The organism is Caulobacter sp. GW821-FHT09A05 (genome assembly GCF_059418465.1).
Map to the genome: position 1 here is coordinate 92,711 of NZ_JBWKPX010000002.1, position 24,003 is coordinate 116,713.

Here is a 24,003-nt window from a genome sequence, read left to right on the forward strand (position 1 = left end):
CTTCCCCCAGAGGGGGAAGAGCCTGAGCGAGAAGGCTCCGCCCCCTATGGGGGCGGACAGGCGGCGAAGCCGCCAGGTGGGGGCAAGGGTATGCCCCCTCACTCCGGCGTCGTCACCGTGAACCCTCGCGCCCGCATCTGGTCCAGCACGCCGCCGCGCGCCACCAGGCCGCGGATCCCGTAGATCGCCACCGCGTGGCCCGGCGTCCGCATCGCCGCGCTCAGGGCCTCGACCTCGTCGCTCGTGCCCTTGCGCTCCAGGTCGGCCATGCCGGGAAGGGCCAGCAGGCAACGCTGGAAGTTCCGCGGCCCGCCGATCGCGCCGCGCACGTCGCCCTGGGCCCAGGCCCGCGCCGCCTGCCGCACCGCGCCGGCCCCGGCCTCGACCTCGTCCAGCACGCCCTCCAGGCAGATCAGCCCCGCCTCGCGCGAATGCTCGCGCACCGCCGTCTTGATCAGCGGCATGACCTTGTAGGTGGCGGCCGTCCGGACCTTGACCCGGTGCTTGCGGGCCAGGCGCTGGATCGTGCGCTCCGGCTCGTTCGGCTCCAGCTGGACCGACTTGCGATAGTCGCCGGCCATCATGATCCCCGCGCCCAGCGGGCTCCAGCCGTTGTAGGCGTCGGCGGGCTTGCGCAGGATCGCCCGGGCCCGCGCAAGCTTGGGCGCCAGGTCGCCGACGGCCGCGTCCAGCGGGACGTCGGACTTGAGCCGCTTGCGCAGGGCCAGGGCGGCTGGCAGGTCGCCGAGCCCGGCCTTGCCCTCCGGCGGCAGGATCACCGCGAAGGCCCCGTCCAGCCGGCGCTCCAGCACGCCGGTGTCCCAGCCCTGGCCGCGCGGCAGGGCCTGCAGCACGCCCAGCATGTAAAGCGTCGTGTCGCCGTCGGTGATCTTCCACCAGGCCGGCCCGGGCAGGTGGGCGCTGACCACCAGGGCCTCGACGACATTGGCCTCCGGATCGTCGAGCGGCGGCGGAACGGTCTGGGCGCGGGCGACGGGCGCGGCGGCCAGGACGGGGGCGGCCAGGACGAGGGCGACCAGGGCCGCCGAAACCGAACGCATCAAGGAACGCCCTCCGTCACGCCGCTTCGCGATGCGAATACGCATCGCGACGGAGGGGGCGTCCAGCGAAATCACGCCCCCGGCGTCTCCACCTTGAAGCCCTTGGCCTTCAGCTGCTCCAACACCCCGCCCTCGGCCAGCAGCGAGCGCAGCTCGATCACCGCCACCGCCTTGCCGGGCTGCTTCAGGGCCGAGGCGATGGCCTTGACCGCGCGGGTCTGGCCGTCGCGCAGCTCGCGGCCGATCGACGGGGTCGAGGCCAGGCAGCGCGAGAAGCCGCGATCAGTGGCCATCACCTCGCGCACCTCGCCCCGGGCCCAGCGCTCGGCCGTGACCCGGACCCCGCCCTGGCCGCTCTCGGCCTGGCGCAGGCCGGCGTCCAGGCACAGCTCCTGCAGCGGCTGCGGCGCCGAGCCCAGGGTCTTGATGGCGTCGATCAGGCTGTAGTCGGGCAGGTCCTGGATGCGGGGGCGCTTGGCCAGGTCCTTGCTCTTGGCCATGTCGCGGATCTTGCCGGTCAGGTCGCCCAGCGAGATCGAGAGGTTGCCGCCCTGCTGGGAGTTGGCGACGACGAAACCGGCGAAGGCGGGCTTCACCTCGTCCATGTCGTCGGGCTTCTTCTTCATCACCGCCAGCCGGGCCTCGTAGCGGGCCCGCAGGGCGGGCGGCAAGGTCTGGCGCATCGGCTGGTCGCTGAGGAAGTAGCGCTTGCCGCCCAGCAACAGGCCGAGGACGCGCATCGGATTGATCGTCGCCTCCTGGCCCATGATCAGCACATTGGCCCCGTCCAGCCGGCGCTTGAGCACCGAATGGTCGACCTCCAGGTCCTGGGGGACCACGGCCGGCACGCCCAGCACATAGACCGTGGTGTCGGCGTCGCTGACCTTCCACCAGGCCGGCCCCGGCATCGGGGCGTTGACCACCAGTTCCTCGACCAGGTTGGCCTCGGGATCGACCCTGCGCAGGTCGATCGGGCCGGAGGCGTCGACCGCCTGCTGGGCCAGGGCGGAGGGAGCGAAAGCCATCAACCCCAAGGCTGTCATCCCGGCCGCAGCGAAGCGGAGAGCCGGGACCGCCGGAAGCGCGGCGCTCAGGCGTCGGTCCCGGATCTTCGCGCTGCGCGCTTCGTCCGGGATGACAACGGGGGGAGAAAAGCGGGCACGCGTCACTATCTGTGTTTCTCCAGCCGTGGCGGAATCGATCTAGGATGAACGGTCTTCCACACTTGGAAGGGCCCAAGCTGGGCCGGTCAAATTACCATGCTGCAATGCTGCCCCTGGGCGGGCCTCCGCCCCGGGGCCGCGCCGAAAGTCCGCCCGCCATGCCGATCCGCCGCCTGCCGCCCGAGACCGTCAACCGCATCGCCGCCGGCGAGGTGGTCGAGCGGCCGGCCAGCGCCATCAAGGAGCTGGTCGACAACGCCATCGACGCCGGGGCCACGCGGATCGAGGTCGAGGCCCACGGCGGCGGCCTGACCCGCATCCTGGTGGCCGACGACGGCTGCGGCCTCAGCGCCGAGGAGCTGCCGGTCGCCATCGAGCGCCACGCCACCTCCAAGCTGGCCCCCGACGCCGACGGCCTGTGGGACCTGCTGCGCATCCACACCATGGGCTTCCGGGGCGAGGCCCTGCCGTCGATCGGCTCGGTGGCGCGGCTGTCGATCGCCTCCCGCGCCAAGGGCGCCAAGGACGCCTGGTCGATCCTGGTCGAGGGCGGCAGCGTCGGCGAGGTGGCCCCCGCCGCCTTCGCCGGCGACCACGGGGCGCGGATCGAGGTGCGCGACCTTTTCTACGCCACCCCGGCCCGGCTGAAGTTCATGAAGTCCGAGCGCGCCGAGGCCCTGGCCATCACCGAGGAGCTCAAGCGCCAGGCCATGGCCCACGAGTCGGTGGGCTTCAGCCTGGACATCGACGGCCGCCGGGTGATCCGCCTGCCGCCCGAGCATCCGGGGCCGCAAGGCCGCCTGGCCCGGCTGTCCGCGGTGCTGGGCCGCGACTTCCAGGACAACGCCATCGAGATCGACCAGACCCGCGACGGCGTGCGCCTGACCGGCTTCGCCGGGCTGCCCACCTACAACCGCGGCAACGCCGCCCACCAGTACCTGTTCGTCAACGGCCGCCCGGTGCGCGACCGGCTGCTGCAGGGCGCGCTGCGCGCCGCCTATGCCGACTTTCTCGCCAGGGACCGCCACCCGACGGCGGCCCTCTATATCAGCCTCGACACCGCCGAGGTCGACGTCAACGTCCACCCGGCCAAGGCCGAGGTGCGGTTCCGCGACCCGGCCCTGGTGCGCGGCCTGATCGTCGGGGCCCTGCGCCACGCCCTGGCGGCGGCCGGCCACCGGGCCTCGACCACCACGGCGGCGTCGGCGCTGGACGCCATCCGGGCGCAGTCGGCGGTGCCGCCCTCCGGGGGCTATAGCGGCTACCAGCCCGGCCCCTCCCCGGCCGGCTTCTCGGCCTGGCGGGACGGCGGCTGGACGCGGCCCGCGCCCCAGGCGCTGCCGGGCCTGTCGGACGTCTCGGCCCGCTACGAGGCCGCGCCGGAACAGACCTACGCCACCCGCGCCGAGGCCTTCGGGGGCGGCGTGGCCGAGGCGGTGCGCGAGGCGGCCTATGGCGGCTACGACGCCCCGCCCAGCATCGCCTACCCAGGGGGCGCCTATCCCGGCGGCGGCCAGGACCCCGGCCCCGCCCCGGCCTTCGATCCCGTCGACTTCCCGCTGGGCGCGGCCCGGGCCCAGGTGCACGAGACCTATATCGTCGCCCAGACCCGCGACGGCGTGGTCATCGTCGACCAGCACGCCGCCCACGAGCGCCTGGTCTACGAGCGGATGAAGGGCGAGATGGCGGCCGGCGGCGTCGCCCGCCAGGCCCTGCTGCTGCCCGAGGTGGTCGAGCTGGACCCCGCCGAGGCCGAGCGCGTCGTCGCCCGCTCGGAGGAGCTGGCCGCCCTGGGCCTGGTCCTGGAAAGCTTCGGCCCCGGGGCGGTGCTGGTCCGCGAGACCCCGGCCCTGCTGGGCAAGACCGACGCCGCCGGCCTGGTCCGCGACATCGCCGACGACCTGGCCGAGAACGGCGCGGCCCTGGCCCTGAAGGAGCGGCTGGAGGAGGTCTGCTCCACCATGGCCTGCCACGGGAGCGTGCGGGCCGGGCGGCGTTTGAACGCGGCGGAGATGAATGCGCTGCTGCGGGAGATGGAGGCTACGCCGCATTCGGGCCAGTGCAACCACGGGCGGCCGACCTATGTGGAGCTGAAGCTGGCGGATATCGAGCGGTTGTTTGGGAGGCGGTAGGGGGCGCGGACCGACTCTTAAGTGGAAAGGGATCTTAAGGAGGCGCGCTGGTGTCGAACGCTGCTCCGTACAACGCCATCATCGCGTCGATGTCCGGGGTGATGCGATCGAGCCCGACCGTTCGCACTACGCGAAGGTCCGCCGGCGCGACGCGGTCGAACAACGCAAAGCACACTTGGCCGTTGTTGTAGCGCGAACGATAGGCCAAGCCATCGAGATTGGAATCTTCGGCGAATAGATCCAGCGCCAAAGCCCTGGAAGGGCCGTAGTCATCGATGCTGATAAGGCCAGCGTCAATGCCATGCCATTGCAGACCTTCGTCAAAGATTTTCGCAAGTTTGAACGGTCGCAAGGTTTCAACGAGGCTTAAAGCGCGCTCGTTGACATCGGCTCGACGTAGCAGGCGGCCGGGCCGACGCAACACGGTCTCGACAAACGCGCCGGCCAGTTCTTCAGCGCCATAGAGCAATCGATACTGGCCGCTGGCCGCGTCGAAACGGTTTTGAGGTCCGACACCAGCGGGTGGTCCGAAGAAAATCGGTCCGTTTGCCTTGCGATGAATGCGCACCAATTGCGTCCCAACTGGCGAGGGATAGGTCAGGATGCCATTCCGGAAATGCGATGCAGCCCCCCAACCATCGGCTCACCCCTCGTCAAGCCCAAGGTAGGCGCGTGCGGCATGAACCGTTTCTGTGACCCGGCCCGCTAGCAGGGCGGTGTGGGGCGCTTGACTAAGATTGGGATCGATCTCGAGCAGGAACTGCAAGGCGGACCAACCGCCGGCGCGATCAAACAACCTGACCACGTCGGAAAGACCGGGAATGGCCGTCAGGCGGCCGTCGATTTCCATCCATTGCAAGCGCGGCAGAACCAATGTGTCGCCATCCATCATGCCAAGGGCCGAGCCAGCCTTGATCCGCTTGTGGAGAGCTTGACGGGTGATCCCCAGCAGAGCCGCGCCTTCAGTCAACGATACAGCGCCGCCGGCGCGCTTCAGCAAAGCCTTCTTAGCAGCGTTGAATCGTTGCTCGCTTCCATCTGTCGGGGGAGCGATTTCAGCACCATCTTCTCGCTGGGCGAGCAGCTTAGCGAAACTTTCGAACTGCTGGGTGACAAGATCGAGTTGGTCAGCCAGTTCGGAGGAGGCGCGTTCGCGATCGCGCTGGCAAAGCGTCCAAAGCTCGCCGGCCATGGGTGTCAAATCACAGAGAGCCAAAAACGCTCGATCCCAATAGACTTCGGCCCGTCCGATCGGGGAGACAGGATAGCGTAACGCCGAACGAACCTCCTGCGAGCGCGCGACACTTTGTTGGATAACTGTGTCGAACCAACTGCTTGATCGCGTCACTTGAAGGCCGCGCTTAACAACTGCAGGCCGGATATCGACCTTTGCTTCGGTAAAGACGATGCTCAGGCAAACGGCTGCAAAATCGATCCTCGGCGGGAAAGCCTCGAACAAATTGAACGCCCCGGTGTCGAATACAAAGGTCGAAGGGCGATCCGACGGCGCGTGAAGATCAACAGTCGCCTCCCAGTCCACGCCGTGCCCTGGGCCATGCCCCGTAAACAGATAGTGCGAAATGTTCGGCACGCTCGATAGAGTGCTGCTTAATTGCCCGCTCCGGAGTGCGCGGCCCGTGCCGTCGAAAACAAAAGGAACGCCCTTCTCGTAAACAAGCCGCTCAAGCCATTGGGCAAGCGTCAGGCCCGACTCATGAGCTCTGATCTCGGCCACCGCACGAGCAGCCGGATCCAAATCTTTCCAAACTTCAGCAAGTGCCATGCGAGCGGCAATCCTGATTATTATTCCAGGCAGGTTGATAGCGTCGGTTGATATGGGCCTAGTGAGCCTCACTATCAACCATCATGCAAGACCTGAAGCACGCTGTAAGGTGTTATCGAGAACGCCGCGTCAGGTTTTGATCGCATCGCCTGCCGGCCTTTCAAGCCATCATTTCAACACAACCCTTTTTCATCCGCCCAGCCGGGCGCCACCCCGCCTTAAACCCTTGGTGGATGGGAGCTCTGGGGACTGACCGAGTCAAGGACCGCCTCCGGCGGCCGCGGCGCGGCGGCGCGCAGCGCCGTCCTTGACTCGGTCAGTCCCCAGAGCACGCTGGCGGCCAAGGTTTCAAGGCGCGGCCTCGCCGCTGCGGGCGGGGGGCGGAAGAGGCTGGGCGTCGACCCTCTCCCTCCGGGAGAGGGTTTCGAGGGCTTACGCTCTGCGCATGGCGAACAAAGCCACGCGATTTCAACGCCCTGAATTTTCTCGACCCGATTTGATCCTCACCCTCCCCAACCCCGCCCATACTGGTCCTCGCCCCGTCGCGGGGGAGGACGTCCGGCCGGCGACCTCGACGTGCGGCGGGGGCGGTCGAGCGGGAAGCGTCCGCCGGCCGGCGTCGGGGGGCCCTTCGGGTCGGTCGGCGGGGCGCGGGGGTCCTGGATGGGGCCTCGGCGGTCCGGACCGGACGATGGGAACACCCCCTCGGGGCCGAACGGCGAAACGCGCCAGGCGCGGGCTGAAATCGCCCGCGCGGTCCAGGACGGAGCCAACGTCCTGCCCGCCGGGGGCCTCCATCGGAGCGGGTTAAGAATCCGCGACCCGAAGGCTCCTGGAAGAAGGCCGCGCGGAGCGCCCGTGACCTGTCGAAACGGTACTCTCCAAAACGCTACACCGGGCATGGCCCGGACGCTCCGCCGCCTCCCCAGCCCTCAGCGGGTTTCCGCCTGAGGCCGCCGCCGCTTGCCCCCTCCGGCCCTTCGGCCACCTCCCCCAGAGGAGGATCTGGAAGGACCGTCGCGAAGCCGACCGAGGGCGTTTCGCTGCTGCCAGAAACCGCGCCGCGCCCGATTACGTTGATCGGGCAATCCTCAACCCCGGAGCCCAGCCATGCAACTCCACCGCGGCCGCCTGATCGACCACATCCACCTGCGCACCCGGGACCTGCCGGCCATGAAGCGGCTCTACAAGGCCGTGCTCGAGACGGTGGGCGTGCCGATCGTCGAGGGCAGCCATCCCGGCGGCGGCGGCGACTATTTCTACGCCGACGAGCTATGGGTCGACGTCGGCGAGCCGGCCAGCCACGTGCACCTGGCCTTCCAGGCCGCCGACGAGGAGACCGTCCGGCGCTTCCACGCCGCCGCCCTGGCCAACGGCGGGCGCGACAACGGCGGGCCGGGCCTGCGCGAATACCACCCCGGCTACTACGCCGCCTTCGCCTACGACCCCGACGGCAACAACATCGAGGCGGTGTTCCACGGCCCGGCCGGCCGCTCGGCCCCCAGCGTGGTGCTGACCTGGGACGACGAGCCGGAGGGGTAAGCGCCGGAGCGTGAAGCCCGGCCGACATCAACAGTTGTCATCCCGGAAAGCGCGGAGCGCTTGTCCGGGATGACAACGGGTTTTTGCCCGCCAGCCCCTACCGCCCCGCCTCGAACACCTCGAACTCGCGCTCCAACCGCCATTGGGCGGCGGCTCTGCGGCTGGTCGACAGGAAGCCGTCGCAGGCCGGGCCGGCCTTGGCGCAGGCGGCCACCGGCCGGCCGGCCGCGGCCCACAGGCTGGGGCCGGGCAGGAAGCTGTACTCCAGGCTGGCCCGGGCCGCGGCCTTCAGGTCGGCATAGCCCAGCCCCTGCTCGGTGACGGCGCGCAGATACTCGTGGGTCAGGTCGATGCGCGAAACGCCCTCGTCGTCGGTGGACAGCACGAACGGCACCCCGGCCTGGCGGTAGAGGGCCAGCGGGTGGTCGGCGCCCTTGACGCCCAGGATGACGTCGTTGCTGGTCAGGTTGATCTCGACGGCCACCTTGTCGCGCGCCATCCGGGCCAGCAGGGCCTGGGCGTCGTCCTCGTAGGCGATGTCGACGCCATGTCCGATGCGGCGGGCGCCCGCCACCTCGACCGCCTCGCGGATGTGGAAGCGCAGGTCGCGCGGGGGGACCAGGCCCAGGGTCAGCTCGCCGGCGTGCAGCGACAGCTTCACGTCCGGATACCGCTCGCGCAGGAACCGCAGCATCCGCATGTGCAGGGCGTAGTCGGCCAGAGAGGTCGGGTCGTCCTCGGGGGCGACGATGTTGACGCCGACGAAGCGCGGATCGGCCTGGGCCAGGGCGAAGGCCGCCGTCAGCTGGGCGAACACCACCGAGGGCGACTGGATGCGCACGGCGAACGCCTGGTAGCCCAGCACGACGGCGCAGGGGCCGGTGCGCGGCTTCAGGGCCAGGCAGCCCTGGCGGCGGTCGGCCTCGGCCTCGGCGGCGTCGAACTCCTGGCGGGCCTTGGCGGTCATGGCCGGGATGGCCGGCTCCAGGGCGGCCAGGGCCTTGGCCATGTCGCCATCCCACGGCGCGCCGCGGACCTTATCGACCAGGTCGTACATGGCCGACGGGTTCACCGAGGTCTCGACATAGGAGACATGGTCGCCGGCCGCATAGTCGCGGGCCACGGCCAGCAGGCCCGGCAGGTTGCCGTCGGTCACGGTTCCGAACCGGCCGAAGGTCGAGAAGAACTGGTCGTGGCCGGAGGCCAGGGCCCCGTCGGCGCCGGGATGGTAGTTGCGCATCGACAGCGAATTGATCGCCCGGCCGTAGAGGGCCGGGTTGGCCTTGGCCAGGCCCCGGGCCGGGACCTTGCCCGGCGCGTCGCAGGGGGCGGGGGCGATGGCCGGCAGGGGGCCGGTGGTCACGCACAGGCCGTCGGCGTCGGCCCAGGCCAGGAAGTCCTCGGCATAGGCCGCGCCGGACAGGTGGTTGTGCAGGTCGCCGCCCTTGGGCATGGCCCGCAGGAACAGTCGCAGCTGGGCGCGGTTTTTGGTCACGGCGTCGAAGCGGGCGGCCGTGCGGGCCTCGGGCGACGGGGACCGGGCGGGCGACGCGGCCTGAGCCGTTCCGGCCAGCAGCAGGACGCCGAGGGCCGCGCCCACCACTCGTTTCACGCCGCCCATCGTCTCGCCCCGCCCACGTTTCCCGCCGGCTCAAGGTGCGTTGCGTCGCCCGTCAAATCCAGCCCCAAAAGGCGCCGCGATTCTTTCGGGAGACGCGCCGTGTACGGATCAGGCGACGGAGGACACGGATCCGGGCTCCGGCGCCACCGACCAGTCGTGCAGCGGCAGGTTCAGCCAGGGCAGCGGGCTGGCGCCGACCGGCTGCTCCATCAGGTCGGTCACCGCCTCGCCGGTCATGAACGGCAGGCCCAGCTCGATGCAGTGGTTCAGCTCGCGGCGGGTGCGGATGTCGGCGACGCCTTGCCAGACCTGCTTGCGGCGATAGGCGGGCCCCTCGCGCACGAATCGGCTGACCGCCGCCAGCCGGGTCGGCTCGTCGCCCGGCGGCAGGGCCAGGGTGACGCTGCTGGCCAGGCCCGCCGGCAGCTCGTCGATCTGGAAGGCCGGATCGGTGACCCGCAGGTCCAGCCGGCCGAAGAACGGCTCCAGGAACCGCTTGATCTGCGACAGGGCCGAGAACGACGGGGCGCGGGGCGTGTCATAGACGCCGACCGCCAGGCGCAGCCGCGCCGCGCGCGGCAGCGCTTCCAGGTGCGGCAGCAGCTCCGCCCGGGCCCGCGGCTTGACCAGGGTCGAGAAGCTGATCGGGAAAAACATCACCCCTACCGGCACGGCGGCCAGGGCCGCGGCCGCGCCGCCCAGGATCAGGATGTCCTCCTCGGGACGGTTGACCTCGACGTGGGGCGGGGTCAGGCCGAAGGCGGACGCCACCTGGGCCTGGCGCCAGACCGCGACGCTGCCGATGAAGGTCTGGCGGGGGCCATGATAGACGCCGCGATAGCCGACCCGGGCCGGCGGGCCGGCGGGCTCCGCGTCGTCCTCGGCCGCCAGGGCCGCCAGTTCCTCCATGGTCGGCGCGCCGCAGACCGGCCCGCCCTTGGGGACGACCGAGCTGACCTCGGTCGGGGTGATCCGGCAGACGCGTCCGGCGAACGGGCTCTCGCCCTCGCCGTCCAGCAGGGCCTTCAGCTGGGCGCCGTTGATGCCGGCGAAGCGCATGACGTCGGTCTGGTCGCCCTCGAACATCAGCAGGGCGATGTCGCCGTCGCCCTTGTCGCCGAACAGCTTGAACTGCAGGTCGCGGGCCAGGGCCTGCAGTTCGCGGGCGTCCAGCGCGGTGGCGCGCGGGTCGGCCAGGACGAACGAGAACGGCGCGACCAGGCCGTAACGGCGCGGCCACAGCCAGGTGGTCTCCAGGTAGGCGCCCGCCACCTTGCCGACCAGGCCGGCCATGGTGTCGTTGTCGGCGAACCGCAGTTCGTCGCCCACGAAGACCTTCAAGCACGCGATTGCAGTCATGCCGCCACATTACGCGTGGAAGGTTAGCGGAATCGACTCAAACGCGAAATTTTGTCCGCGACCCACTGTCGCGGCGTCCGCCCAGGTTCGGCGTCAGGCGACCTTCAGCGGCAGGCCCCGGGCCGGGGCGGCCCCGATCGGGCTGGCCATCAGGTCGCTGATCGCCGGGCCGGAGACGAAGCGCAGGCCGGCCGCGCGGCAGGCTTCCAGCTCCTTGGGATCGCGCAGGCCCGCGACGCCCTGCCGGACGCCCTTCGCGCGATAGGCGCCCTGGGCCGCGGCGAACTGGCCGATCGCCTCGACGCGGGCCCGCAGGTCGCCCTCGGGCAACGAAAGGGTGATGCTGGTGGCCAGCTCGCCCGGCAGCGTGCCGACCGGGAAGTTCGGCTCGGTGATGTTCAGGTCGATGAAGGCGAAGTGCGGCTGCAGGAACGTCCGGATCTGCCCCAGCAGGCCCAGCGAAGGCTCGCGCGGGGTGTCGTAAACGGTCGCGCCCAGCCGGGCCTGCATGTCCAGCGGATAGCGCGACAGCCGGCGCTTGTAGGCCTCCTGCGAGGCCGGATTGGTCAGGTTCCAGAAGCTGAACGGCACGAACAGCATGCCCGCGTCGCCGGCCCCCTTCTGGAAGGAGGGATGGGCGAAGGCGACCTGGGCGTCGTTCAGGCAGGTCAGGTCGCGGGTCAGCAGGGCGGCGTCCTCGGTGGGACGCGGGGCCAGCAGGTCGGACCGCAGGCCGATCGCCGCCCCGACGAAGGACTCCGACGGCGGATGATAGAGACCCCACCAGCCGGTGGGCGGCGGGGCCGGCGGCTTGGGCTTGTCGGGAACCGGCGCGGGACGGGCGGCGGCGGGGCGGCTCGCGGCGGCCGGCGGGGCCGCCGGGGGGACGGGACGCGCGGCCGGAGCCTTGCCGGCGCCCGGGGCGGCTTCGGCGGCGGAGACGACGGGCGCGCTCGGGACCGGCGCCGTCCGGCTCAGGGCCGCCTGCAGCGTCTCCTCGACCACGGCCTCGCTGGGCGCGCTGGGCACGGCGCGGATTTCCGCGGCGGTGATCACCTGGACGTGGCCGGGCGGGCCGGCATAGCCGCGGCCGGCGATCAGGCTGGCCAGGGAGGCCTGGGACAGGCTGGCGAACTGCAGGACGGCGGTCTCGTCGCCCTCGAAGGTCAGCAGGCAGACCTGGCCGGCTTCGCGGCCCGGGAACAGGCCGGCTTCAAGCTCGACCGCCAGGGTCTGCATCTCGACGGGATCCAGGCTGTCGGCCTTGGTGTCGGCCAGCACGAAGGCCAGGGGCGCGACGGCGCCATAGCGGCGCGGGGCCTTCCAGCGGTGCTTCAGGTACAGGTCCGCGGCGGCTTCCACCTGGGCGGCCGGGAGGCTCCGACCCGCCTCGGCGGTCCCGGCGACCAGAATTCTCAAGCACGCAATAGCCGTCATGGGGCCGGAAACTACGCGCGAAAGCTTGGCGAAATCTTTACGAGGGCATGGATAACGCCATCTTTACCTCACAGATCAGCGTTCTTCGCAAAACCGTGACAATTGGCGACGGCCAAGCAGCGGCTCGGAGCGCTGTTTTCTTGTTACTTTCAAGGACATCGCCACGCGCGCCCCTTCGTTGTCATCCCGGAAGCCTCGCAGAGGCTGTCCGGGACCCAGGGGACTGGGCTGACGCCTTGCGGTTCGCCTGGGTCCCGGACAAGCGCCGCGCGCTTTCCGGGATGACAACCAAGAGCGCGGCCAAACCGCCTCCCTGGCGTCCACAGTCCTAGGCGAACGTCTCCTGCAACCGGAAATCCAGCCGCTGCCGGACGCCCGGCCAGTCGGCGTCGGTGATGGAGAACACGGCGGTGTCGCGCACGTGGCCGGTCCAGGTGATCTTGTGGTTGCGCAGCACGCCGTCCTTGTCGGCGCCCAGCTTCTCGACGGCGGCCTGGCTGCGGGCGTTGCGCACGTCGACCATGAACTCGACCCGGATCGCCCCGGAGTCGAAGGCGTGCTTGAGCAGCAGCAGCTTGGATTCCGGATTGACCGGGCCCGAGCGGGCCTCGGGATGCAGGAAGGTCGAGCCGACCTCGAGGCCCCGGTGCAGCTTGCGGATGTTCAGGTAGCTGGACGTGCCGACCACCTTGTTGTCCTTCAGCCGGCGGATGGCGAAGCCGATCCGCTCGCCGCGCTCGGTCTCGCCCTTCAGCGCGCCCCACCAGTCGGCGAAGCCCTCGCCGCAGCCGTTGGTCGACATGATCTCCCAGCTCTCGGGATCGCAGTCGATCGCGCCCTTCAGCTCGGCGCGGAGCTCTGGCGTGATCGGTTCCAGCCGCACGTAGCGGCCTTCGAGGGGGCGAATCTGGATGTTCATGGGCGGCAGAATGCCCCGGCCCGCGGGTCCCGTGCAAGCGGGGCGCGGCGGTCCGCGCCCCGGTTTTCCGTCGAGACGGCCCCTTTTCGGCGAGGCGACGGCGGAGGGGCCAAGCCAGGCGACGCGTTCAATATCGACCTGGCCTTCGAGTACAGCGTGACGCGGCGTTGGGTGGCGGCGATCGACCTGGCCTACCAGCGCGACGCGGCGACCACGGTGTCGGGCGTCGACGGCGCGGGCGCGGCCTACGCCCGCCGCGCGCCGGTCAGCCAGGCCCTGATCCTGGCGCCCGCCGTCGAGTACAATTTCAGCCCCGTCCTGGGCGTGGTCGCCGGCGTCCGCATCATCCCGGCCGGCCGCAACACCACCGCCTCGGTCACCCCGGTGATCGCGGTGAACTATGTGCCGTAAGGGTCAACCTTTCGAGAAGAGGTATTTCGCGGCCACATAGCCAAGGCCGACGACCTGCAAGAATGTCTCGACCGTCACGGCGGTGATGAGCCACTGGTAGTCTTTGAAATCAAAGAACCCGAGCCCGGCGCCAACCGCCAAGCCGCAATTGAAGACGATAAGGATACTGATCCAGGCGATGATCGCCCAGGACCAGTGCCCACGTAGCGTGAAAAACCGTCTACGCCCGTCCAACTCTACGGCGGTGTTTGATCCGCTATCGAGTGCGGCTTCCTTCCCTTCGTCACCCTCTTGCGGCGAGTGCGCAATAGCGCTGGCGGCTTCGGCACGCGTTACCGCCATGGCCTAGGCGCGCCGAAGCCGGTGAAGAATGACGTCGTGCGATACGCAAAATAATCTTGCCAATTCGCTGGAACTCGCGACATCCTTGTACTGCCTAAGGAATTTCATCGGTACGAGCAGATTGGCGGCGAAGGCGTCGGCCTCCTGTTCTTCCGGAGGCTTGGCGCCTTCATACTGATTTCGCCGCAGAAGAACCTGGTAATCTTGCGAATTGGCATAATCGCGATGCATTATGTAATGCCCAAGCTCATGAGCGATCGTGTATATTTTTCGGCTCGCGGAAATCGCCTTGTTGACCACGATCTGGCGGGACGCCGGATCGATATATCCCGAAACTTGATCGGAAATGTCTTTATTGAACTCCGCATACACGACATTCACACCTAGGTCCTCGGCGATGGCCTCAGGATCGATAGGGGGTCGCGTAATTCTATATTTATCGATCAAACCCTCAGCTTCTCGCTGAGCAAGGGCGAAATTTGCCATGTCGACTCCAGCGAATTCGTTGGCTCAGAAATAGGGCTGTTCGAGCAAGTACACCAGATGAGGCGCCCGATCGGCGCCACCTCAATCTGTACCATCACACGAACAAAAAGTGAACTCTCAAGCCGTCCCGAGAGCGCCTCTCCGCTTGCCGTCCGCCTCCGTTCGGTGCTAGAACCATTTCAAACAAACGTTTGACAGCACAGAACGGGATCGGGCACGCCATGGACTTCGAAATCTCCGCCACCCAGCGCAGCTTCCTCGACCGGGTCACCGCCTTCATGGAAGAACACGTCGTCCCGGCGATCCCGGTCTACGAGGCCGAGATGAACGTGCTCGGGGCCGAACGCTGGAAGGTCGTCCAGATCGTCGAGGCGCTGAAGGCCAAGGCCAAGGCCGCGGGCCTGTGGAACTTCTTCATGCCGCCCCACAGCGGCCAGACCCATGTGGACGACACGTTCCAGTTCGAGGGCGTCCAGTTGACCAACCTCGAATACAGCCTGATCGCCGAGCAGCTGGGCAAGGTCGGCTTCGCGTCCGAGGTGTTCAACTGTTCGGCGCCCGACACCGGCAACATGGAAGTGCTGATGCGCTACGGCACCCTGGCCCAGAAGGAGCGCTGGCTGCGCCCGCTGATGAACGGCGAGATCCGCAGCGCCTTCCTGATGACCGAGCCGGCGGTGGCCAGTTCGGACGCCACCAATATCGAGACCCGCATCGAGCGCGACGGCGACCACTATGTGATCAACGGCCGCAAGTGGTGGAGCTCCGGCGTGGGCGACCCGCGCTGCAAGGTGGCCATCGTCATGGGCAAGACCGATCCGGACAACGCCAGCCGCCACCAGCAGCAGAGCCAGGTGCTGGTGCCGATGGACAGCCCCGGCATCGAGATCGTCCGCATGCTGCCGGTGTTCGGCTATGACGACGCCCCGCACGGCCACGCCGAGGTGATCCTCAAGGACGTGCGCGTGCCGATCGAGGACGCCCTGCTGCTGGGCGAGGGCCGCGGCTTCGAGATCGCCCAGGGCCGCCTGGGTCCCGGCCGCATCCACCACTGCATGCGCACCATCGGCACGGCCGAGGTGGCGCTGGAGAAGATGGTCAAGCGGCTGATGAGCCGAAAGGCGTTCGGCAAGTACATCTCCGACCACTCGGTCTGGGAGGAGCGCGTCGCCGAGGCCCGCATCAATATCGAGATGTGCCGCCTGCTGTGCCTGAAGGCCGCCGACATGATGGACAAGGCCGGCAACAAGTCGGCCCGGCTGGAGATCGCGATGATCAAGGTCGCCGCCCCGCGCCTGGCCCTGAAGATCATCGACGACGCCATCCAGGCCCACGGCGGCGGCGGCGTGACCACCGACTTCGGCCTGGCCAAGGCCTATGCCGGCATCCGCACCCTGCGCCTGGCCGACGGCCCGGACGAGGTGCACGAGCGCACCATCGCCCGGATGGAATACGGCAAGTACGGGGATCTGGCCTACCAGCAGAAGGTCGAGCGCGAAGCGGCGCGGGAAGTGGCGGGGATCCGGTAGGGGTCCTATCGCTTGCCGTGATGACGAGGGCCTCCCGGTGTGAACCGGGAGGCTTTTTCCTTGGGGTGACGCCCCCTCCGTCACGATGCGTATTCGCATCGCGCCACCTCCCCCGCGATGCGGGTGAGGTGGAGATCGAAACCTTCTCCTCACCCGTGAAACGGGGGAGATGGCGCGTCGCGCAGCGGCGTGACGGAGGGGGCGTCCGCCGCCCCTACCCCGCCGGCTGCTTTACGCTCGGCCGTTCCGCCACCTTCGCCCGCCACGCCGTCAGCGCCGTGCAGTCCTCCGGGATCGCGATCCGGGCGAAGTCGGCGAAGGCCAGGCCGCCCCACACGGTGATGTCGGCCATCGAGAACGCCTCGCCGGCCACGTAGGGCTGGTCGCGCAGCACCTTGTCGAAATAGCGCATGCCCGCCACGGCCCTGTCGCGCGAGCGCTCGCCCCAGGCCTGGCGGCCGTCCCAGTCGGGGCTCTTGTAGGGCAGCATCTTCGCGCCGAGGCCCGGGGTGGCGTGGTGGAAATAGATCCCCACCGCGTCGATCAGCTCGGACTCGGCCCGCTTCTGCATCATGTGGATCACCGCCTTCTCGCGCGGGGTCCGACCGGTCAGCACCGGGTTTCCGTCGAGATTGTCCAGGTACTCGGTGATCGCCGTGCATTCGGAGATGCAGAGGCCGTCGTCCAGCTCCAGCACCGGCACGGTCCCGGTCGGGTTCTTTTCGAGGAACGCCGGCTGCTTGTGCTCGGCTCCGGGCAGGTCGACCGGCACGAAGGTGACCTCGGCGCCCAGGCCCTTTTCGGCCAGGGCGATGCGGACGCGGGCCGGGTTCGGCCCGATGGCGAAGTCGTGGATTTTCATGGCGGCTGCCTTTCCGATGATTCTACCTATCAGTAGGTAGACAAAACCCGTAAAGGCCTTTCGCGCGACGCCGTCAACAATTATCTATCGATAGATAGGCAAGGAATCAGCGGTGCCCCCCGAGACGAAGCCGGACACGAGACAGGCGATCCTGGACGCCGGGCAGGCCGTGGTGCAGGCCCGAGGCTACAATGCGCTGAGCTTCCGCGACCTGGCCAAGACGGTCGGGATCAAGAGCGCCAGCATCCACTACCATTTCCCGACCAAGGGCGACCTGGGGGCGGCCCTGGCCAAGCGCTATACCGAGGGGGCCGCCAAGGCCTTCGAGCATTTCCTGACCGTCGCGCCCGACGCGGTGACGCGGATGAGCCTCTATACCGGCGTGTTCCGCGCCGCCTTGGTCAACGACAACCGCATGTGCCTGGTCGGGATCATGGCCGCCGAGAAGGCCGACATGCCGGCCGAGGTGATGATCCAGGTCGATGCGTTCGTCGCCCTGAACGTCGCGTGGCTGACCCAGGTGCTGGGCCTGACCGGCCCCGAGGCCAGCCAGAAGGCCCTGGCGGTGCTGTCGGCCGTCAACGGCGCCCAGCTGCTGGCGCGCGGCGGCGGCGACGTGGCGATCTACGACCGCACGATCGCCGCCTACCGGGCGGCGGGGCTGTTCCCCTAGCCCCGCCCGTGGCCCTCACCCTCGACCGCAGAGCACCTCGGCGATCTGGACGGCGTTGAGCGCCGCGCCCTTGCGCAGGTTGTCACCCGTCACGAACAGCGCCAGGCCGTGGACGACGGTGGGGTCGGACCGCACCCGTCCCACGAACACCGGGTCCTGGCCGGTGGCGGCCAGCGGATTGGGGACCTCGGCCAGCACCACCCCCGGGGCCCGGCCCAGCAGGTCCAGGGCGTCGGCGACGGACAGCGGCCGCTCGAACTCGGCGTTGATCGACAGCGAGTGCCCCGTGAACACCGGCACCCGCACGCAGGTGCCCGACACCGGCAGGCCCGGGATCTCCAGGATCTTGCGGGTCTCGTCGCGCAGCTTGGCCTCCTCCTCGGTATAGCCGTCCTCGCCCAGCCTGTAGTTCAGCGGCACGACGTTGAAGGCGATCGGCGCGACCCACTTCTTCGGCGGAGGAAAGGCCACGGCGGCGCCGTCGCGGGCCAGGGCCGCGCCGCCGTCCGCGGCCGTCGCCAGCACCTGCTCGCGCAGTTCGTCGATCCCGGCCACGCCGCCGCCCGACACCGCCTGGTAGGTGCTGACCGTCAGGCGCTTCAGGCCGGCCGCCGCATGCAGCGGCTTGAGGACCGGCATGGCCGCCATGGTCGTGCAGTTGGGGTTGGCGACGATCCCCTTGGGGATCGCGGCCAGGGCGTGGGGGTTCACCTCGGCCACCACCAGCGGCACGTCCGGATCGTCGCGCCAGGCCGAGGAGTTGTCGATGACGATCGCCCCGGCGGCCGCCACCTTCGGAGCCAGGGCGCGCGAGGTGTCGCCGCCGGCCGAGAAGAACACGATGTCCAGGCCGGCATAGTCGGCGGTCGCGGCGTCCTCGACCACGACCTCGCGGCCGCCGAAGCGCAGCGTCGTCCCGGCCGAGCGCGCCGAGGCGAACAGGCGCAGGGAAGCCAGCGGGAAGTCCCGCTCGGCCAGCAGCGTCCGCATCATCTCGCCGACCAGGCCGGTGGCGCCGACGATGCCGACGCGGGGCGGGTTGGAGCTGGAAAAGGACGGGGTCATGTCATGCGTCTCCTGAGGATGCGGAGGCGCGGGGATCTTGCCGGTCTGGAAAGGACGGCCCCGCGCATCGGCGGGGCTTCTGTCCGGGTTGTCGCGCCCTAGACCCGGCGCATACCCGCAGACGCCCCGCGCGAGCGGGTCGTTTTGCGAATAATGGCTTTGGTCATGACGACGGACATGGCCAAGCTCTCTAGGGGCGGACGCGGCGGATGTAAACCTCCCGCCGCTCCCACCAGGGCGTGGAAACTAGTTTCCTTCCGGAACCGGCGACATCGCCGCCACCGCCTGGCCGGCGACCGGGATCAGGAAGCCGGGGACCGGACGCGGCGCGGGGGCCGGAGCCGCCGTCGGGACCGTCGCTCCGCCCGCGGCGTCGTTGACGCACTGGGCGGTGTCGATCAGGGCGTGCTGGCCCAGGCAGAAGACATCCTCGTAGTGCGGACCGGCGACGGCCAGGCACTGGTAGAGGTTCAGCTTGGCCATCTTCATGCAGAAGCCGCTCTTCTTCTCGTGCATGACGACGTCCAGCTTGGCCACGTCGTCGTCGCCGGCCGCGCCCAGCACGGCCAGGGCGGCCAGGGCGGCGGCCCGCACGGTCACCGGGGTGAAGGCCGCCCCGCCCTCACCGCCGCCAAAGGCGTTCGCCCCCTCGCGCGGCGCGGTCGCCGCCTGGATCAGCCGGCCGGCGTCCTCGTCGCCGGGGGTAAAGAAGGCGGCGGACATCGCCTTGACCTTGGCCAGGCGGCCGGCGCTGTCGGCGACCGGGTCCTTGGACCAGCCCTGGCGCTGGACGTCGTAGGCCGCCTGCTTGACCGCCTTGCCGGTGACGCCCAGCGGCGCGCCGCGCTTGAGCAGGGCCGCCTGGGCCCGGCTGGCGGCCGCGCCGACGCCGTCGATCTCGACGACGCTTTCGGGATTGGCTTCCAGGCGCTCGACCAGCTCTTCGGGCGACGTTTCGCGCGCCGCCTGGCGCACCCCGTCGATGAAGGCCTCCTCCTGCAGGGCGGCGATGGCGCCATAGGCGATCATGCCGGCGTCCAGCTGCTCGGGCTGGTAGGCCGCGCCCTTGGCCAGGGCCTCGGCGACGCCGCCGCCGTTCTCGAACGCCGCCGAGATGGTCCCGGCGCCGCGCGTATAGGTCTCGAAGGCGCTGGCCGCGGCGACCACGTCGCGGGCCAGGCTGACGCCGGGCGCCCCGCGCTCCTGGCGGGCGACGGCGAAACCGGACACGGCGACGGCCGCGATCAGCGCGCTCGTCGCCCAGAGGACAGGATATTTCATGGTGATGGCCCCAAACCCAACTTGAGGCCATTGGGCGACCATCGCGGTTGATCACCCTCTAATGTTCATGCCCAATTGGACATTAACGTCCCTGTATTGGACTGTTTTTGCTGCGCATTTTGTCGCACAACAGCTTGGCCGATAGCACTCGTGTCGAGCTTGCATCTCTAGATACAGAAATGTCGAAGGGCCGACATTTGTACCTTGATGAATATTTCTCGCCCGAAGATTGTATAGCGCGACAACCACCGCGCCTCGCCCTTCACCGACGACAACGTCCGAAAACCGCGAGACGTCGCCTCGTCCGGGGCTATGATCGGGCGCATGGACCTTGATCCCGACGCCTGCTACCGCGCCATCCAGACCCGTGACGCCCGCTTCGACGGCCGGTTGTTCGTGGCCGTCAAGACCACGGGCATCTACTGCCGGCCGGTGTGCCCGGCCCGCACGCCCAAGCGTGAGAACGTCACCTTCCACGCCTCCGCCGCCTCGGCCCAGGAGGCTGGCTATCGGGCCTGCCTGCGCTGCCGGCCCGAAACCTCGCCGCAACTGGGGGCCTGGAACGGGGCGTCCAACACCGTCAGCCGGGCCCTGGCCCTGATCGAGGCCGGCGCGCTCGACGAGGGGGACGTGGAAACCCTGGCCGAACGCGTGGGTGTGGGAGGACGCCAACTGCGGCGGCTGTTCCTGCAGCACCTGGGCGCGACGCCGGTGGGCGTGGCCCAGACCCGGCGGGTGCTGCTGGCCAAGCAGCTGATCCACGAGACCGACCTGCCGATGGGCGAGGTGGCCCTGGCCGCGGGCTTCGGCAGCGTGCGGCGCTTCAACGAGACCTTCCAGCAGCTCTACGATCGTCCGCCCGCCGCCCTGCGCCGGAGGAAGGCGCTCCCGGCCCCGGCCGGTGAAGCCATCTCCCTGACCCTGCGCTACCGTCCGCCCTACGACTGGGACGGCATGCTGGCCTTCCTGGCCATGCGGGCGATCCCCGGCGTCGAGGTCGTCGAGAACAACGTGTACCGCCGGGTCATCGCCCTGGATGGCGCGGCCGGGACGATCGCCGTGGCGCCGATCGGCGGCGACCGACTGAGCGTGGCGGTGCGGTTCCCCAAGCCGTCGGCCCTGCCCCGCGTCCTGGCCCGGGTGCGCGGGGTGTTCGACCTGTCGGCCGACCCGGTCGGCATCGGCGAGGTGCTGTCGCGCGACCCGGACCTGGCGGGGATGGTGGCCCGGCGCCCGGGCCTGCGGGTGCCCGGCGCCTGGGACGGGTTCGAGCTGGCGGTGCGGGCGATCCTGGGCCAGCAGATCACCGTGGTCCAGGCGCGCAAGCTGGCCGGCGACCTGACGGCCGCGCACGGCGAGCCCCTCCCGGCGCCCTGGGCCGAGCCCGGCCTGACCCACGCCTTCCCGTCCGCCGAACGCCTGGCCGCCGCCGACCTGTCCGGGATGAAGATGCCCGGCGCCCGCATTCGCTGCCTGGCGGCCATGGCCGGGGCGATCGTCGCCGACCCGAACCTGCTGTCGCCGACCGCCAGCCTGGCGGAAATGGTCGCCCGCCTGCGCGCCCTGCCCGGCATCGGCGAATGGACGGCCCAGTACATCGCCATGCGCCAGCTGCGCGAGCCCGACGCCTTCCCGGCCGCCGACGTGGCCCTGATGCGCGCCCTGGCCGACGGCGACGGCGTTCGTCCGACGGCGGACCAGCTGCTGGCCCGGGCCGAGGCCTGGCGGCCCTGGCGCGCCTACGCCGCCCTGCACCTGTGGGCCTCGCTGGCCGACGAGGGCGCGCCGCCGGTCCGGAAGGTCAAGCGTGCGGCCTGAGGTCCTGACGCTCGACGTGCTGACCACCCCGATCGGCGAGATCGACGTGGTCGCCGACGCGCAAGGCCGGCTGCGGGTGCTGGAGTTCCACGACCAGCCCCAGCGCCTGGCCCGGGCCCTGCGTCTGCACCACCGCGGCCAGACGGTGGCGACCGGCGCGGCCCCGGCGGCGGTGCGCGAGGGCCTGGCGGCCTATTTCACCGGCGAGCTGGCGGCGCTCAGGGCCGTGCCCTGGACGATCGGCGGCACGGCTTTCCAGCAGCAGGTCTGGAACGCCCTGGTCGAGATTCCCCCGGGCGAGGCGACGACCTATGCCCGGCTGGCCGAGAGGATCGGCCGACCCAGCGCCGTGCGCGCCGTCGGCCTGGCCAACGGGGCCAACCCGATCGCCGTCGTCGTGCCCTGCCACCGGGTGGTCGGAACCGGCGGGTCGCTGACCGGCTATGGCGGCGGGATCGAACGCAAGCGCTGGCTGCTGGCGCACGAAAACGCTCTGCGCGCAACCTTCCAAACTTCGCTCATCCCGGCGGATTTCAAAGGTTTCCCCGCCCCGAACAATCCCTAAGATACCTTCGCCCCCGCCAAGCCCACGAGCGTCATGCAGCTGTCCCTTCCGACCACCACCTCCGTGCGCTGGCTCAGCTGGCTGCGGCGGCGGATCCGGTCCAGCGAGCTGTGGCTGATCGCGGTGGCCACCCTGATCGGGGCCGGGGCCGGGGCCCTGGCGGTGCTGCAGGCCAAGCTGGCCCACGGCCTGCAGGTGCTGCTGTTCGCCATCGACGTCGACGAGCGGCTCAGCGCCCAGAGCGCGATCGCCCCCTGGCGGACCCTGGCCATCCCGCTCGGCGGCCTGGCGCTGGGCCTGGCCACCTGGGCCTGGCTGAAGTACCGCCCCAAGCCCGCCGTCGACCCGGTCGAGGCCAACGCCCTGCACGGCGGCCACCTGTCGGTCCGCGACAGCGCCTTCATCTGCGGCCAGACCCTGCTGTCGAACGGGGTCGGGGCCTCGGTCGGGCTGGAGGCCGCCTACGCCCAGGCCGGGGCGGCGGTCGCCTCGTTCGCCGGCCAGAGGCTGAACCTGCGCCGGGCCGACATGCGCACCCTGGTCGGGGCCGGGGCCGGCGCCGCCATCGCCGCGGCCTTCGGCGCGCCCCTGACCGGGGCCTTCTACGCGTTCGAGATCGTCATCGGCGCCTATACCGTCGCCAACCTGGCCCCGGTGGCCGCCGCCGCCCTGGCCGCGGTGCTGGTGGCCGGACGGATGGGCGGCCTGCCCTATCTGCTGAAGACCTCGACCCCGGCCGTGCAGTCTTGGTTCGACTACGGCCTCTACGCCCTGCTGGGCGTGGTCTGCGCCTTCGCGGGGGTCGCCCTGATGCGGCTGGTCGCCTCGGCCGAGGGGCTGGTGGGCAAGTCGAAGCTGCCCCGGATCTTCCGACCGATGGTCGGGGGCGTGGCCCTGGCCGCCCTGGCGATGATCACGCCCCAGACCCTGTCGGCCGGCCATGGGGCGGTGCACGTCAACCTGACGGCTGACCTGGGCCTGAAGATGCTGCTGATCCTGCTGGCCATGAAGGCCCTGGCCAGCGTGGTGTCGCTGAGCTTCGGCTTCCGGGGCGGCCTGTTCTTCGCCTCGCTGTTCCTGGGCGTGCTGGTGGGCCAGATCTTCGCGGCCCTGACGGTGTTCGTGCCCTGGCTACCCTCGCTGGACCCGACGGTGGCGGCCCTGGTCGGGCTGGGCGCGTTCGGCGTCGCGGTGGTCGGCGGCCCCTTCACCATGTCGTTCCTGGTGCTGGAGGCGACTGGCGACTTCACCGTGGCCGCCGCCGCCCTGGTCGCCTCGCTGATCGCCAGCGCCATCGTGCGCGAGACCTTCGGCTACTCGTTCTCGACCTGGCGGCTGCACCTGCGCGGCGAGACCATCCGCAGCGCCCACGACGTTTCCTGGATGCGCCCCCTGACCGCGGGACGGATGATGCGCAAGGACGTCAAGACCGTGCCGGCCCAGGCCAGCCTGGCCGAGTTCCGCCGCCGCTATCCGCTGGGCTCGACCAAGCGGGTGGTGATGCTGGACGACAAGGGCCGCTACGCCGGCATCGTCCGCACCGCCCTGGCCTACGCCCAGCCCGACGAGAGCGAGTCCCCGGTCGGCGCCCTGGCGCTCTATACCGACACCGCCCTGACGGCCGAGCAGTCGATCAAGGAGGTCATGCGCGCCTTCGACCACACCCAGGCCGACGAACTGGCGGTGATCGACGCCAATCGCGAGGTGATCGGCATCCTGTCCGAAGCCTATGCGACCCGACGCTACGCCGAGGAGCTGGACAAGGCGCGGCGCGAGCTGACGGGGGAAGCGGGGTAGAAAACCCTCTCCAACCGAGAACCTTCTCCCTTTGGGAGAAGGTGTCGGCGTAGCCGACGGATGAGGGGGGGGCCGCGGGCCGGAGCGCCGGCACGCCGTCCGACGCCTTCACCCCTCACCCTCCCACCGCTTCGCGGCGGGCCCCTCCCTCTCCCCT

At 69.9% G+C, this 24,003-nt stretch carries 21 protein-coding genes and 1 pseudogene; 9 read left to right on the forward strand and 13 right to left on the reverse strand.

Going from position 1 to position 24,003, the window contains the following annotated elements:
• Window positions 1-98: 98 nt before the first annotated feature.
• Window positions 99-1,061 carry a TraB/GumN family protein gene (locus AC07NX_RS02340; RefSeq protein WP_494638750.1) on the reverse strand — a complete coding sequence of 321 codons (963 nt, stop codon included), beginning with the start codon at window positions 1,059-1,061 and terminating at the stop codon, window positions 99-101.
• Window positions 1,062-1,132: 71 nt separating this feature from the next.
• Window positions 1,133-2,086 carry a TraB/GumN family protein gene (locus AC07NX_RS02345; RefSeq protein ID WP_494638752.1) on the reverse strand — a complete coding sequence of 318 codons (954 nt, stop codon included), beginning with the start codon at window positions 2,084-2,086 and terminating at the stop codon, window positions 1,133-1,135.
• A gap of 296 nt (window positions 2,087-2,382) precedes the next feature.
• Between AC07NX_RS02345 and mutL the strand changes: the two genes are divergently transcribed.
• Complete coding sequence (mutL, locus tag AC07NX_RS02350) at window positions 2,383-4,356, forward strand: DNA mismatch repair endonuclease MutL (RefSeq protein WP_494638754.1); 1,974 nt, start codon at window positions 2,383-2,385, stop codon at window positions 4,354-4,356.
• A gap of 34 nt (window positions 4,357-4,390) precedes the next feature.
• Here the strand turns inward: mutL and AC07NX_RS02355 are convergent, their stop codons facing one another.
• Together AC07NX_RS02355 and AC07NX_RS02360 are read right to left on the reverse strand one after the other, a co-directional pair.
• Window positions 4,391-4,924, reverse strand: coding sequence for an RES family NAD+ phosphorylase (locus AC07NX_RS02355; protein WP_494638756.1), 534 nt, complete (start codon window positions 4,922-4,924; stop codon window positions 4,391-4,393).
• Between the two features lie 75 nt (window positions 4,925-4,999).
• Window positions 5,000-6,139 (reverse strand): hypothetical protein, encoded by a 1,140-nt coding sequence (locus AC07NX_RS02360; protein ID WP_494638758.1) that lies wholly within the window; start codon window positions 6,137-6,139, stop codon window positions 5,000-5,002.
• A 1,110-nt stretch (window positions 6,140-7,249) separates the two neighbouring features.
• On the opposite strand from AC07NX_RS02360, the gene AC07NX_RS02365 reads away from it, so the two are divergent.
• Window positions 7,250-7,681: a VOC family protein gene (locus tag AC07NX_RS02365; protein ID WP_494638760.1), complete on the forward strand. Its 432-nt coding sequence runs from the start codon at window positions 7,250-7,252 to the stop codon at window positions 7,679-7,681.
• Window positions 7,682-7,778: 97 nt separating this feature from the next.
• On the opposite strand, the gene AC07NX_RS02370 is transcribed toward AC07NX_RS02365, so the two are convergent.
• The 4 genes from AC07NX_RS02370 to AC07NX_RS02385 all read right to left on the reverse strand — a co-directional run bounded on the left by AC07NX_RS02370 (window position 7,779) and on the right by AC07NX_RS02385 (window position 13,017).
• Window positions 7,779-9,302: an adenosine deaminase family protein gene (locus tag AC07NX_RS02370; protein WP_494638762.1), complete on the reverse strand. Its 1,524-nt coding sequence runs from the start codon at window positions 9,300-9,302 to the stop codon at window positions 7,779-7,781.
• A 108-nt stretch (window positions 9,303-9,410) separates the two neighbouring features.
• Window positions 9,411-10,631 carry a hypothetical protein gene (locus AC07NX_RS02375; protein ID WP_494638764.1) on the reverse strand — a complete coding sequence of 407 codons (1,221 nt, stop codon included), beginning with the start codon at window positions 10,629-10,631 and terminating at the stop codon, window positions 9,411-9,413.
• A gap of 123 nt (window positions 10,632-10,754) precedes the next feature.
• On the reverse strand, window positions 10,755-12,080 hold the full coding sequence (locus tag AC07NX_RS02380; RefSeq protein WP_494638766.1) for a hypothetical protein: 1,326 nt from the start codon (window positions 12,078-12,080) through the stop codon (window positions 10,755-10,757).
• Window positions 12,081-12,426: 346 nt separating this feature from the next.
• Window positions 12,427-13,017: a GNAT family N-acetyltransferase gene (locus AC07NX_RS02385; RefSeq protein WP_494638768.1), complete on the reverse strand. Its 591-nt coding sequence runs from the start codon at window positions 13,015-13,017 to the stop codon at window positions 12,427-12,429.
• Between the two features lie 156 nt (window positions 13,018-13,173).
• Here AC07NX_RS02385 and AC07NX_RS02390 point away from each other — a divergent pair, with 156 nt between their 5' ends.
• A complete protein-coding gene (locus AC07NX_RS02390) occupies window positions 13,174-13,428 on the forward strand; it encodes a hypothetical protein (RefSeq protein ID WP_494638770.1) in 255 nt (84 codons plus the stop codon).
• A 3-nt stretch (window positions 13,429-13,431) separates the two neighbouring features.
• Here the strand turns inward: AC07NX_RS02390 and AC07NX_RS02395 are convergent, their stop codons facing one another.
• Window positions 13,432-13,770, reverse strand: coding sequence for a hypothetical protein (locus AC07NX_RS02395; RefSeq protein ID WP_494638772.1), 339 nt, complete (start codon window positions 13,768-13,770; stop codon window positions 13,432-13,434).
• 3 nt (window positions 13,771-13,773) lie between these two features.
• On the reverse strand, window positions 13,774-14,256 hold the full coding sequence (locus AC07NX_RS02400; protein ID WP_494638774.1) for an ImmA/IrrE family metallo-endopeptidase: 483 nt from the start codon (window positions 14,254-14,256) through the stop codon (window positions 13,774-13,776).
• A 221-nt stretch (window positions 14,257-14,477) separates the two neighbouring features.
• On the opposite strand from AC07NX_RS02400, the gene AC07NX_RS02405 reads away from it, so the two are divergent.
• Window positions 14,478-15,785: an acyl-CoA dehydrogenase family protein gene (locus AC07NX_RS02405; RefSeq protein ID WP_494638776.1), complete on the forward strand. Its 1,308-nt coding sequence runs from the start codon at window positions 14,478-14,480 to the stop codon at window positions 15,783-15,785.
• Window positions 15,786-15,999: 214 nt separating this feature from the next.
• Here the strand turns inward: AC07NX_RS02405 and AC07NX_RS02410 are convergent, their stop codons facing one another.
• A complete protein-coding gene (locus AC07NX_RS02410; RefSeq protein WP_494638778.1) occupies window positions 16,000-16,647 on the reverse strand; it encodes a glutathione S-transferase family protein in 648 nt (215 codons plus the stop codon).
• Window positions 16,648-16,759: 112 nt separating this feature from the next.
• Here AC07NX_RS02410 and AC07NX_RS02415 point away from each other — a divergent pair, with 112 nt between their 5' ends.
• Window positions 16,760-17,320 (forward strand): TetR/AcrR family transcriptional regulator, encoded by a 561-nt coding sequence (locus AC07NX_RS02415; protein WP_494638780.1) that lies wholly within the window; start codon window positions 16,760-16,762, stop codon window positions 17,318-17,320.
• Between the two features lie 15 nt (window positions 17,321-17,335).
• Here the strand turns inward: AC07NX_RS02415 and AC07NX_RS02420 are convergent, their stop codons facing one another.
• A complete protein-coding gene (locus tag AC07NX_RS02420; protein ID WP_494638782.1) occupies window positions 17,336-18,385 on the reverse strand; it encodes an aspartate-semialdehyde dehydrogenase in 1,050 nt (349 codons plus the stop codon).
• A gap of 246 nt (window positions 18,386-18,631) precedes the next feature.
• Window positions 18,632-19,666 (reverse strand): hypothetical protein, encoded by a 1,035-nt coding sequence (locus AC07NX_RS02425; RefSeq protein ID WP_494638784.1) that lies wholly within the window; start codon window positions 19,664-19,666, stop codon window positions 18,632-18,634.
• Window positions 19,667-19,990: 324 nt separating this feature from the next.
• On the opposite strand from AC07NX_RS02425, the gene AC07NX_RS02430 reads away from it, so the two are divergent.
• The 4 genes and pseudogenes from AC07NX_RS02430 to AC07NX_RS02445 all read left to right on the forward strand — a co-directional run.
• Window positions 19,991-21,484 carry an AlkA N-terminal domain-containing protein gene (locus AC07NX_RS02430; protein WP_494638786.1) on the forward strand — a complete coding sequence of 498 codons (1,494 nt, stop codon included), beginning with the start codon at window positions 19,991-19,993 and terminating at the stop codon, window positions 21,482-21,484.
• Window positions 21,474-22,049 (forward strand): methylated-DNA--[protein]-cysteine S-methyltransferase, encoded by a 576-nt coding sequence (locus AC07NX_RS02435; protein ID WP_494638788.1) that lies wholly within the window; start codon window positions 21,474-21,476, stop codon window positions 22,047-22,049. The genes AC07NX_RS02430 and AC07NX_RS02435 overlap by 11 nt, the downstream gene beginning before the upstream one ends.
• 33 nt (window positions 22,050-22,082) lie before the next feature.
• Entirely contained in the window at window positions 22,083-23,846 is a 1,764-nt protein-coding gene (locus AC07NX_RS02440) for a chloride channel protein (protein WP_494638790.1), read from the forward strand.
• 71 nt (window positions 23,847-23,917) lie between these two features.
• Window positions 23,918-24,001, forward strand: a pseudogene (locus AC07NX_RS02445) (hypothetical protein); the annotation flags it as partial.
• Window positions 24,002-24,003: the final 2 nt, after the last annotated feature.